This is a genomic window from Onishia taeanensis (assembly GCF_013349955.1).
Lineage (GTDB): Bacteria > Pseudomonadota > Gammaproteobacteria > Pseudomonadales > Halomonadaceae > Onishia > Onishia taeanensis_B.
Genome location: NZ_JABVXC010000001.1, coordinates 402,492 through 415,133, shown reverse-complemented (window position 1 = coordinate 415,133; position 12,642 = coordinate 402,492). Strand labels below are relative to the sequence as shown.

9 protein-coding genes are annotated in these 12,642 nt (G+C 66.1%); 6 read left to right on the top strand and 3 right to left on the bottom strand.

Going from position 1 to position 12,642, the window contains the following annotated elements; translation table 11 throughout:
- Positions 1-4: 4 nt before the first annotated feature.
- Positions 5-673: a TetR/AcrR family transcriptional regulator gene (locus HUS66_RS01880; RefSeq protein WP_175069268.1), complete on the bottom strand. Its 669-nt coding sequence runs from the start codon at positions 671-673 to the stop codon at positions 5-7.
- 197 nt (positions 674-870) lie between these two features.
- Here HUS66_RS01880 and HUS66_RS01875 point away from each other — a divergent pair, with 197 nt between their 5' ends.
- Complete coding sequence (locus HUS66_RS01875; protein ID WP_175069267.1) at positions 871-2,097, top strand: HlyD family secretion protein; 1,227 nt, start codon at positions 871-873, stop codon at positions 2,095-2,097.
- Positions 2,094-3,659: a DHA2 family efflux MFS transporter permease subunit gene (locus tag HUS66_RS01870; protein ID WP_282847839.1), complete on the top strand. Its 1,566-nt coding sequence runs from the start codon at positions 2,094-2,096 to the stop codon at positions 3,657-3,659. The genes HUS66_RS01875 and HUS66_RS01870 overlap by 4 nt, the downstream gene beginning before the upstream one ends.
- 98 nt (positions 3,660-3,757) lie before the next feature.
- Here HUS66_RS01870 and HUS66_RS01865 read toward each other — a convergent pair whose 3' ends face one another.
- The gene (locus tag HUS66_RS01865) at positions 3,758-4,345 is read right to left on the bottom strand and encodes an HD domain-containing protein (protein WP_175069266.1); all 588 of its coding nucleotides are present in this window, start codon (positions 4,343-4,345) and stop codon (positions 3,758-3,760) included.
- Positions 4,342-5,499 carry a TauD/TfdA family dioxygenase gene (locus tag HUS66_RS01860; protein ID WP_175069265.1) on the bottom strand — a complete coding sequence of 386 codons (1,158 nt, stop codon included), beginning with the start codon at positions 5,497-5,499 and terminating at the stop codon, positions 4,342-4,344. Before HUS66_RS01860 ends, HUS66_RS01865 begins: the two co-directional genes overlap by 4 nt.
- 93 nt (positions 5,500-5,592) lie before the next feature.
- Between HUS66_RS01860 and HUS66_RS01855 the strand changes: the two genes are divergently transcribed.
- The 4 genes from HUS66_RS01855 to cydC all read left to right on the top strand — a co-directional run bounded on the left by HUS66_RS01855 (position 5,593) and on the right by cydC (position 12,607).
- Complete coding sequence (locus tag HUS66_RS01855; protein WP_175069264.1) at positions 5,593-6,534, top strand: LysR substrate-binding domain-containing protein; 942 nt, start codon at positions 5,593-5,595, stop codon at positions 6,532-6,534.
- 200 nt (positions 6,535-6,734) lie between these two features.
- Positions 6,735-8,639, top strand: coding sequence for a PhoX family protein (locus HUS66_RS01850; protein WP_175069263.1), 1,905 nt, complete (start codon positions 6,735-6,737; stop codon positions 8,637-8,639).
- Positions 8,640-9,017: 378 nt separating this feature from the next.
- Complete coding sequence (cydD, locus tag HUS66_RS01845; protein ID WP_175069262.1) at positions 9,018-10,817, top strand: thiol reductant ABC exporter subunit CydD; 1,800 nt, start codon at positions 9,018-9,020, stop codon at positions 10,815-10,817.
- Positions 10,814-12,607: a thiol reductant ABC exporter subunit CydC gene (gene cydC, locus HUS66_RS01840; RefSeq protein ID WP_175069261.1), complete on the top strand. Its 1,794-nt coding sequence runs from the start codon at positions 10,814-10,816 to the stop codon at positions 12,605-12,607. The genes cydD and cydC overlap by 4 nt, the downstream gene beginning before the upstream one ends.
- Positions 12,608-12,642 lie beyond the last annotated feature (35 nt).

Here is a 12,642-nt window from a genome sequence, read left to right as displayed (position 1 = left end):
GGCCTCAGGCCGGTGGCCGATCGACCCCCGAGAGGAAGATCGCTACGCAGCGCCTGGCCCGGGCGTCGCGCGCCGCTTCGTCGAGGCGCAGGTCGCGGCCGAGCAGGGCGTCGATATGCCATTCGCCGAGCAGCATGCCCATGAACATCCCGGCCGCTTCGCGCGGGTCGTCGAGATCGAGGTGGCCGCTGTCGACTTGGTCAGCCAGGTAGGTGGCGAGCGCCTGACGGGTCTGGTCGGGGCCACGGGTGAGGAAGAGCTCGCCAAGCTCGGGGGCTCGCTCGGCCTCGAAGGCCAGGCCACGTACCAGGCGGATCACGCCTGGATCGAACACCAGCGCCAGCATGCGGCGGCCCAATTCGTAGAGCACCTGCTCGGGCGCCTGGCGATCCCGCCGTCCCGCTTCCAGCACCGCCCAGGCGGTGGCGATATGGCGCTCCATGGCCGCCGTGAACAGTCCTTCCTTGTTGCCGAACTGCTTGTAGAGCGTCGCCAGTGAGCCGCCGGCGCGAGCCACCACCTCATTGACGCTGGCGCCGGCATAACCCTGCTCGAGAAAGACATCCCGAGCGGCATCCAGCAGCCGTTCGCGTCTCGCTACCCCGCGTGGGGTGAGGGATGCGTCGGTCTTGCCAGAGGGGGCTTGGGAATCGGGAGAGACTGAGCGGGGCATGCACATTCCTGTCGCGGCATGTCAGTGGCACCTAGAGAGGCCACGGCTGAGAGAGCGGTCTTGGCGGAACCCGCCCATGGCGCGGGTGATTCCGCGGTGGTCATGTAGTGTAGCATTCATTACACTAAAGGGCTTCCCTCCCGAAGAGCCGACTTTCCACAGACGCCCGTCGGGACGACATGCATTGAGGAGTGGCCATGACATCGGATGCCAATCAGGGTGAAACCTCGGACCAGCGCGAGGGTTCGGTCGCTAGCCAGAGCGACGCTTCGGTCGCGCCCCCAGATACGCGGACCGGCGGGAAATCGAGTGGCAAGATGCTGGTCGCGCTGGCGGGGCTCATCGCCTTGGCGGCGCTTGGCTGGTGGGGCCTGGGCTGGTGGCAGACCGGACGCTTCATCGAAGAGACCGACAATGCCTATGTGCGTACCGACAGCGTGGCCGTGCGCGCCGAGCTATCGGCGCGGGTCGCCGAGGTAGCCGTGGACGACAACCAGACGGTCGAGCGGGGCGATTTGCTGGTGCGCCTGGACGCCGAGACCTATCGCGATCAGGTCTCCCAGGCCAAGGCCCAGCAGGCGGTCGCGGTGGCCTCGATCGTCCAGTCTCGGCGCCAGGTAGCGTTGCAGCAGGCGGCCATTGATCAGGCCAATGCACAGATAGAGGCCTCCCAGGCGGATGTCGACCAGGCCCGCCAGCATCTCGAGCGCTCTTCATCGCTTGCCGTCAACAACTACGGCTCCCGCCAGCAGCGCGAGGACGACCAGGCGGCGCTGCGGGTCGCCGAGGCCAATCTGGCCAAGAGCCGTGCTGCGGTGGTCTCGGCCAAGCGTCAGCTGGCGGTCGCCGAAAGCGACGTGACCCGTGCCGAAGCCAACCTCGACGCCGCCAACGCTGATCTCGACTATGCTCGCCATCAGCTCGACAAGACGCGCATCGTCGCTCCCCGCAACGGCGTCGTCGGCAATCTGCGGGTCGAGGCCGGCACCCTGGCCCAGCCGTCGCTGACGCTTTTGCAACTGGTGCCCATCGAGTCGGCCTATGTGGCGGCCAACTTCAAGGAAACCCAGCTCGAGCGGATTCGCGTCGGTCAGCCGGTCGAGGTACACCTGGACGCCTATCCGGACACCACCTTCGAGGGCGTGGTCGATAGCCTGTCGCCGGCCACCGGCACCGAGTTCAGCCTGCTACCCCAGGACAACGCCACCGGCAACTTCAACAAGATCGTGCAGCGGGTGCCGGTCAAGATCCGCATCACCGGCCCCGTTGAGTCGCTCGACCAGCTGCGCGCCGGGCTGTCGGCGGTGCCTGAGGTGGACACTCGCGGCCTGGACACCGACCAGCGCTCCCCTGACGACGGTGTTCCCGATGAAGGCGTGGCCCAGGCAGCAGGCACTCCCTCTGACGCTCAGGCCGGCTCGTGAGCGAGCGGTCCGGGAATCCGGCCGCCTCAGCCTCCGCGGCGTCGGTCAGCGACATGCCGCCCTGGCGGCAGCGAGTCGGCTTCATTGCCGCGGTGTTTGGCATGTTCATGGCGATCCTGGACATCCAGATCGTCGCCAGCTCGCTCAATGAGATTCAGTCCGGCCTCTCGGCCAGCGAAGATGAGATCTCCTGGGTACAGACCTCTTACCTGATCGCCGAAATCGTCATGATCCCGCTGTCGGGCATGCTGATGCGTATTCTCTCGACCCGGGTGGCCTTTACCCTTTCCTGTGCCGGCTTCACCCTGGCAAGCCTCGGCTGTGCCTTGGCCACTTCCATCGAGCAACTCATCGTGCTGCGCGCCATCCAGGGCTTCATGGGCGGGGCGATGATCCCGATCACCCAGGCGGTGAGTTTCTCGATCTTTCCCCGGCGAGTGATGGGCAGCGTGCAGGCGGTGATTGGCATGGTAGTCACCATGGCGCCCTCTATCGGCCCCACCGTAGGCGGCTATATCACCGAGACGATGAGCTGGCACTGGCTGTTCCTGGCCAACGTGATTCCCGGCTTGCTGGTGTGCTGGGCTGCCTGGAGCTTTCTCGATATCGACAAGCCCAACCATGCGGTGGCGCGCAATCTCGACCTGATCGGCCTGGTGCTGATCGCGGTATTTCTGGGCTCGCTGGAGTTCGTGCTCGAAGAGGGCCCGGGCGATGACTGGTTCGCCAGCGACCGTATCATCATCTTCAGTCTGACCTGTCTGGCGGCCGGGGTGTGGTTCTTCACCCGCACCCTGCGAAGCGACCATCCGATCGTCGATCTGCGCGCCTTCGCCAATCGTAACTTCGCGATCGGCGCCGGGATGGGGTTCATCATCGGCATCGCCCTCTACGGGCTGGTCTATATCATGCCGCTGTTCTTCGGCTATGTGCGCGGCTATTCGAGCCTGCAGATCGGCCAGGTGATGTTCGTCACTGGGCTGACGATGTTTCTGTGCGCGCCGCTAGTGGGCCAGGCCTCCAATCGCCTCGACCTGCGGGTGCTGTTGCTGCTGGGCCTTGCGCTGGTCGGTGTGGGTACCATGATGAACGCCAACCTCACCGTGGAGTCGGGGTTCTGGCAGTTCTGCGTGCCGCAGATCGTGCGCGGCATGGGGCTGATCATGTGCATCATCCCGGCCTCGCGCATCGCGCTGGGCACGCTGCCACCCGGCGAGGTGGGCAATGCCAGTGGGCTCTTCAACGTGATGCGCAACCTCGGTGGCGCCATGGGGCTGGCGCTGCTCGATACGGTGCGCGACATCCGCGAGGACTTTCACTGGAACCAGTTGGCCCCGGCCATCGATACTGGCCGCGAGGTGGTGGTGGCGGAAATCGCCAAGTACCAGGCGATGCTCGCAGGCTCGGTGCCCGATGCCTACCACGCGGCCGTTGGCATGCTGGTACAGAGGGTCTCCCAACAGGCCCAGGTGCTGGCCTTCAACGACATCTTCACTTGGATGGGGCTGATCTACGTGTTCAGCGTGCCGCTGGTATTTCTGCTGCGGCGGCTGTCGGCCTGATGCGTCGAAGCACTGGCTGAAGCTCGAATCCAGGATGCAAGCGCGGCCCCTGCACCAGCAGGGGCCGCGTCGTTTTTACTCTGTGGTTATCAAGCGCCTCACTGGTGTCGAGCGCTTTCGTCGCCGACATAGGCCGGATCGAAGGCCGGGCGGCTGAAGATGCGCCGGACCATGGGCGCGAAGTGCTCGAGCGACCGGGTGGGATAGTCCGGGTCGAAGGAGGCCTGGTCCCAGCGCTCGCAGAAGTCGACGCAGCGCTGATACCAGGGATGGTCCTGGTAGCGGTCGCGCTCCAGCGGATCACCGCCGAAGTGGTGAATGTAGTAGTAGTTCTGGAAGAGCCCATGGTGCTCGATGATCCAGGTCACCTCGGCCCGCACATAGGGGCGGATGATGGACGCGGCGTACTGGGAGTGGTTGTGGGGCGCGAGGTCATCACCGATGTCGTGGATCAGCGCCGCCACGATCATTTCCTCGTCTTCGCCGTCGTCCTCGGCCCGGGTGGCGGACTGCAGCACATGATCGAGTCGCGAGACCCGGTAGCCGGAGAGGGTGTTCTCGAGTGCCTTCAGTGCCTCGAGGATGCGCTCGGGCAGGCCCTCGACGAAGCGCTCCTCGAGCTCGCCGAGCATCATGTACTCGTCCTTGGTGCCATCCTTCATCTGGGTGAAATTCACGGTATTCATGCGGCAGTCACGCTCTCGGTTGAAACGCTGGCTTGAAAGGCACGCGCCTGCTTGACGATTGCCCGGTAATGGCCGGTGGGGCCGTCACGATCGATGTAGCAGCCCTGCAAGTGGCGGAAGCCTTCGTTCTGATCGTAGGCGGTGCGGCCGTGCAGCACCCGGTTGTTGTCAAACATCATCAGCTCGCCGTCGCCCAGCGCGAACTGGATCTGATAGTCCGGGTGGGCGAACAGCTCGCCGAGGCGGCGCCGGGCACGATGAAAGGCCTTGGTGCTCTGCTCGTCCATCAGCGGTAGGTAGTCCAGGCGCGGGCTGTAGTGCACGCCGTCCATCTTGCCCATGGCATCGAGGTGGATCATCGGCCGGCGTTCGATCAGCTCGACGCCGTCGTCGATGAAGCGGAAGCGCACCGGCACGGTGGCCAGCAGACGATAGCCTTCCGGGTCCTCCGTGCGTAGCTGCTCGGCGACGGCGAGGCTATCGACCAGCGTCGACAAGCCGCCGGTGGTCTCGTTGGTCAGGCAGTGCAGCAGCTGGATACCGGGCACCGGGTCGCGGTAGGGGTTATCGGTGTGCGGTGCCAGGGGCACGCTGCGATAGGCCAGATCGTTGGACGCGGGGCGCGAGCAGACCTCGAAGTACTTGCCGAAATTGGTCGAACGGACATGACCGAAGGTCTCGCCTACCTCGACCAGGCGCGCGCCGTCGGTGGGCACATTCTTGAGGATGATCACCCCATGGCGCAGGTAGGTCTCGAGGGCATCGCGGAAGTAGTCATGATCGTCGATCTTCTCCCAGTCGCAGGTGATGCTTGCGAAGTCGATGCTGCTGTCCCAGAGCCGCGGGGCAGGCAGGCCGTCGCGATCGTCGAAGTCATCGGCGAAATGCCGCAGATCGTAGCGCCCGCTGTGGCCGTCGCTGAAGCACAGACGTACCTCCTGGTCGCCGATAAGCTCGGCTTCTACCAGCGTCAGGCTCTCATCCAGGTGGTGAGGGTTGAACAGGCGCTGCTGGGTGGCGACATCCAGGCTCTCCGGCTCCTGGCAGCGCTCGCGAAGCCACAGGGCCGGCAGCTCGGTGCGGGTGCCAGCAGCGTCCATGGCGAAGACCTTGGCGGGGGATTCTTGGACGTGAAAAGCGGGTTCTGACATCATCTCGGCTCTGACGGAACGTGTGGCTGGGCATTTTACGCATCGCGCAAATGCCGGGAAGGCGCGCCCATCTTATGCATCCCATAGAGTTGCCTTATGGCCAACATCGACGAGTCATTGCCTAGCCTTAAGGCGCTCATCGCCTTTGAAACCGCCATTCGTCTGGGGTCGCTGACCGCCGCTGCCAAGGCGCTTGGTGCCACCCAGCCGGCGATCTCCCAACGCATTCGCGGGCTAGAGAGCCAGGTAGGGCTGGTGCTCTTCGAGCGCAGTGGCGGCGGCCTCGCGCCGACCCGAGAGGCGCTGCGCTTCTATGATGACATCGCGCCTGCGCTCAACCGCATCGACAGCGCCGTTCACTCGCTCAGAGCCCGAGCGCGCTCGACCCGCCAACGGGTGCTGATCGCCGCCAACTTCGGCTTCGCGCATCTCTGGCTGCTGCCCAGGCTCTCGAGGCTCGAGGCGGCCTTTCCGCAGGTGGATATCGAGGTGCTGGCCGTCGATCAAGACGATCAGGACCACCGTGCCGATATCGCCATTCACTGTGACCGTGATAGCGAGCAGGACGATATCTTCACCCCGGAAGAGGTATTTCCGGTCTGTAGCCCCGCCTTCGCGGCCCAGCATGGCCTGCTCGAGGGCGACACCCCACCGCGCTGGTCGGCGTTGCCGCTTCTGCATATGGACGAGCGCAATTCGCGCTGGATCGACTGGCGGCAGTGGAGCGCCCTGGCCGGGGTGCCCTATGAGGAGCCCTATGAAGAGCGGGGAGCCGTCTTCAAGTACAACAACTATCCGCTGCTGATCAACGCGGCCCAGGCCGGCAAGGGCATCGCCCTGGGCTGGGACCTGCTGGTCCAGGATGCGCTCGAGGACGGTAGCCTGATACCGCTCGCGCCGCCGATCCGCCGTGAGAGCCACGGCTATATTCTACGTACCCGTTATGCTCACAGCGCCCTGATCGGCGAGATCATGCGCTGGGTCATGGCGGAAATCGGCCGCGAGCCTGCCCAGGCCACGGGTGCACAAAGGGGATAAAGGCTCCGCCTAGTCCTTGGTTCCGTCTTGGTGGTTGCATCCAGCGGACATGGAACTGTCAGCGATACGTCATCAAACCTAGAGACTATGCTTAGTGCCGGTCAGCGGCGTCGGTGCTCGCCGGGAGGCTAGAGCGTCGTCGTTTGACATGATCGCTACCCGTGATGATCTCGATCCGTTTGATGACCAAGGACGTTCCAATGACCCAGTCTGTCGATAGAAATCGCCGCCGTCTCCTCAGCTTCATGGCGGGCGCGCCCCTGCTGCCCCTCGCCGGGGGGCTTGCCAGCCTAGGAACCAGCACTTCAGCCTTCGCCGAGAGCGAGGCGACAGTGACGTCCGTCAAGTTCCTGCCCATGGCGGCGCCCTCATTGAGCAATCCGGCCGCGATGGCGACCACCACCATCGGTTCGGCCATGCAACTGAAGATGAGCGATGGCACCAGTCGTCAGGTCAAGCTGGCCTATCATCCCTTCTTCATCACCGGTGATCGTGTGCCCGACGGTAAGGGCGATACCGTGGTCGCCGGCGGCTATTACGATATCGATAACCAGCCGATCCTGGATCCCACGGCCGGCAATCGTCAGTTCTTCTCCGACTGCCCGGATGGCACCAGCCTGCTGACGGTCGAAAACCCTCAGGTCGAGGGCGTGTATGGCAACCCGGTGTTCGCCGTGGTGCAGTTCGAGTACACCACCCGCAACGGTGCTGAAGAAGGGATGTACGGTCAGTTACCCTCGCCGATCGCAGTGCTGACCCTCGATCAGAACCCGGAAACCGGCGAGCTGTCGCTGGTCAAATACCACAATGTCGATACCTCGCCGGTCAACGGCCTGTGGATCACCTGCGGTGCCAGCCTATCGCCCTGGGGCACCCACCTGTCGAGCGAAGAATACGAGCCGGATGCCGCGGCGCCGGACGACACCTTCAAGAGCTTCTGCAGGCATCTGTTCGGCGACGAGAGTCGCGGCAACCCCTACGACTACGGTCATCTGCCGGAAGTGACCGTGAATCCCGACGGCAGCGGCACCCTCGTCAAACACTACAACATGGGACGCATCTCCCATGAGCTGATTCAGGTGATGCCCGACGAGCGCACCGTGCTGATGGGCGATGACGCCACCAACGGTGGCCTGTTCGTGCTCGTCGCCGATAAGCCGCGGGATCTGTCGTCCGGCACCCTGTACGTGGGCAAGTGGACCCAGGTGTCGGGCCAGGGGCCCGGCGCCGGCGATATCAGCTGGATTCGCCTGGGCCACGCCAGCAGTGCCGAGATCAAGGCCATGATCGATGAGGGCATCCAGGCGACGGATATCATGGATATCCGCACCGAGGATCCCAACGACGATAGCTTCACCCGCATTCCCTTCAGCGGCAAGGTCAACTGGGTCAAGCTGCAGCCGGGCATGGAGAAGGCCGCCGCCTTCCTCGAGACCCATCGCTACGCGGCCCTGATGGGCGCTTCCATGGGCTTTACCAAGATGGAAGGCACCACCGTCAATGCCGCCGACAAGAAGGCCTATTCGGCCATGTCCTACGTCTACAAGAGCATGACCGACGGCAGCAGCGATATCCATGTCGAAGGCCCGGCCGCCGGCGCGGTCTACGAGCACACCCTGCGCGGTGGGCAGAAGGACAGCGATGGCCAGCCCATCGACAGCGAGTGGATGTCGGTGCACATGGCGGTGCCGCCCAACCTCATCGGTGAGGATCTGGCCGAGCCCGACGCGCTGGGCAACACGGCGCATGCCGAACGCATTGCCAACCCCGACAACATCAAGTACTCCGAGGCGCTGCGCACCCTGTTCATTGGCGAAGACAGCGGCAATCACGTCAACAACTTCCTGTGGGCCTACAACGTCGACAGCGGTGACCTGACCCGTCTGCTGTCCTGTCCGGCCGGTGCCGAGTCCACCGGCCTACAGGCCGTTGATGCGATCAATGGCTGGACCTATATCATGAGCAACTTCCAGCATCCCGGCGACTGGGATAGCCCCTTGCACGACAAGGTCCGCGATACTCTGGATCCCTACGTGCGCGCCAACTACAAGGATCGCTTCGGTGCGGCGGTGGGCTATATCACCGGCATGCCCAAGTTGAGCTGAGCCCAAGCTCCACCGGGACGCCGCCGCGGCGTCCCGGCCTTCCGTATCGTCTGGGCCGTCGCCGTTCGACCGGCGCTGGCCCAGCTCCAGACATCGCACATGACGCATCCCCCCGCGCCATGCCCCTTCCCTGAGTGTGTCTCCCTGACTGTCTCTCTCCTTATCGTGTCTCTCGCTTCGCTGCGCCATGGCCGGGTCGCGGGTCGCCACCTTATCCAGCGGTGGGCCGCCGGCGGGTCCGTCGAGGCCTACGAGGCAATGCATCGCGAGCCAGGTTGATGCAGGTCAAGGGATGACCAAGCGCAACGCGTAGACTGGGCCCGAAACGGACCACGATGCGTCCCTTCTAAAGACTGACTCCCTGACTCCGGCTCTACGATGCAAACCACAACGACCAACCCCCTCGGCTGGCTCAAGCAGGAGAGCCGTCGTGTGCGCACGCCCGTTACCTGGGCCATTGGCCTGGGGCTCGCCAGCGGCGTGCTACTTATCATCCAGGCGACCCTGCTCGCCCATGTCGCCGATGGCGCGATCTTCCAGCAGGCGCCACTCGCCAGGCTGTGGCCGGCGTTCGCTGCCATGCTGGCGATCCTGCTGCTGCGCGCCGGGCTGATCTATGCCGTCGAACACTTCGCCTTCACGGCGGCGAGCACCGTCAAGCTCGCGGTGCGCGAGCGCCTGATGCGCCAGTTGCAGGCGCTGGGGCTGGTCTGGCAGCGCGGCGCGCAGACTGGCGATGTGGTCAACACCGTCGCCGACGGCGTCGAGCAGCTCGAGGCCTACTATGCCCGCTACCTGCCGCAGACCGCACTGGCCGCGCTGATCCCGCTGGCGATCCTGGCGGTGATCCTGCCTATCGACTGGGTCTCGGCGCTGATCCTGATGGTCACCGCGCCGCTGATCCCGGTGTTCATGATCTTCATCGGCAAGGGCGCGGAGAAGCTCAACCAGCGCCAGTGGCGGCGCATGGGCCAGCTCTCCGGGCACTTCCTCGATGCCTTGCAGGGGCTGACCACGCTCAAGGTCTTCAACCTGGGCCGGCGCGAGGCGCGGCTGATCGAACGGCTCTCCGAGGAGTATCGCACCAGCACGCTCCAGGTCCTGCGTCTGGCCTTCATCTCGTCGCTGGTCCTGGAGTTCCTGGCCACGGTGAGCATCGCCCTGGTCGCGGTGTTGATCGGTTTCCGGCTGCTGTGGGGCGAGCTGGACTTCGAGTCGGGCTTTCTGGTGCTGCTGCTGGCGCCGGAGTTCTATTTGCCGCTGCGCAACATGGGCGGGGTCTATCACGCACGCATGGAAGCGCTCGGGGCCGCCGAGCGCATCGTCGAACTGCTCGACGCGCCGACACTCGAGTGGACCGGGACGCGGCGCGACGGCCTCGGCGCGGGGCGGGTGCCGCGGGTCGAGCTGGCCGGGCTCGGCTATGCCTATCCCGCCGACGACGTTGCTCGCGGCGATGACGCTTCCGCCGGCGACACGCATGTTCCGCGCAAGCCGGCGCTCGATGATGTCTCGCTGAGCATTGCCCCCGGCGAGACGGTGGCGGTTGTCGGCCCCTCGGGCGCCGGCAAGAGCACCTTGGCGCTGATGCTGCTGGGCCTGCTGCGCCCTGACCGCGGCGCGGTGACGGTCGATGGCGTGACCCTGGACGAGATCGACATCGTCGCCTGGCGCGAGACGCTGGCCTGGGTGCCGCAGCAGCCGCGACTGTTCTTCGGCAGCGTGCGCGACAACCTCTGTTTGGGGAGAGGCGTCGACGATGCCACGCTGTGGCGGTCGCTCGAGCTGGCACAGGCACAGGACTTCGTCGCGACCCTGCCACAGGGGCTCGACACCCCGCTCGGCGAACGCGGTGTACGCCTGTCCGGCGGCGAGGCGCAGCGTCTGGCGATCGCCCGGGCCCTGGTGCGTGACGCCGGTTTCGTGGTCGCCGACGAGATCAGCGCCCACCTCGATGCCGACAACGAGCGCGCGCTGGTCACGGCCCTGAAGGCGTTGGGTGAGGGCCGTAGCCTGGTGGTCATCGCCCACCGGCTGGCGACCGTGCGCCACGCCGATCGCATCGTGGTCCTCGAGGACGGACGCGTCCGCGAGCAGGGCAGTCACGATGAGCTGCTCGCGGCCGGCGGGCTCTATGCCCGGCTGGTCTCGGATGCTGCCGGGGAGGCGCTGTCATGAGCGATCTGCGCTGGTGGCTGACCCTGGCCCGGCCCTATCTCGGCTACTTCGCGCTGGGCATCCTGCTCAGCGTGGTGACCGTCTCCGCCAACATGGCGCTGCTCGCCGTATCGGGCTGGTTCTTGGCCAGCATGGCGGCGGCGGGACTCGTTGCGGCGGATTTCAACTATTTCACCCCGGCAGCCTTGATTCGCGGCCTGGCGATCACCCGCACCGGCGGGCGCTATCTCGAGCGACTGGTCAGCCACGACGCCACGCTGCGCCTGCTCACCGGCTTGCGGGTGCGGTTCTACCGTCAGGTGGAGCCGCTCTCGCCGCTGCAGTTGCAGGGCCTGCGCAACGGCGACCTGTTGGCGCGCATCCGTGCCGACATCGACACCCTGGACAGCGTCTACCTGCGACTGCTGACCCCCGCGGTGGTGGCGCTGGTTTGCGTGGCCGGGGCGGTGGCCGTGCTCGCCGTCTACAGCCCGGCGGTGGCGCTGGTCGATCTGGCGCTGCTGCTGGCGGCCGGGGCGCTATTGCCGGCGCTGGTCGAGCGGCTCGGACGGCGCCCCGGGGCCGAGGCGGTCGAGGTCGGCGCGGCGCTCAAGGCCGAGGTGGTCGACGCGGTCGAAGGCCTCGGCGAGCTGACGGTGTTCGGTGTGCTTGACCAACGCCGGCGCCGGGTAGATGCCCTGGGGCGGCGCTGGATCGCCTGTCAGGCACGCCTGTCGCGGCTCTCGGGGCTGTCTCAGGCCGGGGTGCTGGTCTTCACCCATCTGGCGGTGCTGGCCACCGCCTGGCTGATGGTGCCGCGGCTGCAGTCGCCGGGGCTTGACGCGGTGGACTTCGCCCCAGTGGTGCTGCTGGCGATGGGCTGTTTCGAGGCCGTGGCCCAGTTGCCCGGGGCCTGGCAGGCACTGGGCCAGGTGCGTTCGGCGACGCGTCGGCTGCGCGCCTTCGAGGCGCTGCGTCCGGCGGTGACCGAGCCCGAAACGCCGCTTGAGGCGCCGGCCAGTGACGCGCTGCGCTTGGTGGGCGTCGGCGTGCGCCATGCCCCTGAGGGCGCGGCGGCGCTGGATGGCCTGGATCTGGCCATCGCGCCGGGCGAGCGGGTCGCCCTGGTCGGGCCCAGCGGCGCCGGCAAGAGTACCGTCGCCCAGTTGCTGCTGCGGCTGGTCGAGGCCGAGCGTGGCACGCTCTACTGGGACGGCCGGCCGATCGGCGACTATTGCAGCGATGACCTGCGCACCCGCATCGCCTATGTGCCGCAGAAGATCTATCTGTTCCACGCCTCGGTGCGCGACAACCTGTTGATCGGCGCCCCCGAGGCCGACGAGGACGCGATGATCGAGGCCGCGCGGCTGGCCTGCCTGCATGACGAGATTCTGGCACTGCCAGAGGGTTACGACACCCTGGTGGGTGAGGAGGGGCTCAAGCTGTCCGGTGGCCAGATCCGCCGTTTGGGCATCGCCCGGGCGCTGCTGCGCGACGCGCCGCTGGTGATACTCGACGAGCCCTGCGAGGGGCTGGACAACGCCACGGCGGCCCGCCTGTGGCGCAACCTCGACGGCTATCTCGCGGGGCGCACGCTGTTGCTGATCAGCCACCACATGGCCTGGGTGCGCCAGGTCGACCGCGTGCTGATGCTCGAGCACGGCCGCCTGCTGGCCGCGGGCGATCATGCCACCCTTGCGCGCGACTGTGCCGATTACCGGCGTCTGGCCGTCGGTGGGCTGTCGGGGGGCGTCAGTGATTATGACAGTGCCTGCGACACCGCGCCGCGGCCGGCCGAGGTCACCCCCTGAATGGCCCTTGATGCAGGTCAAAAAGCCTGTCCGGG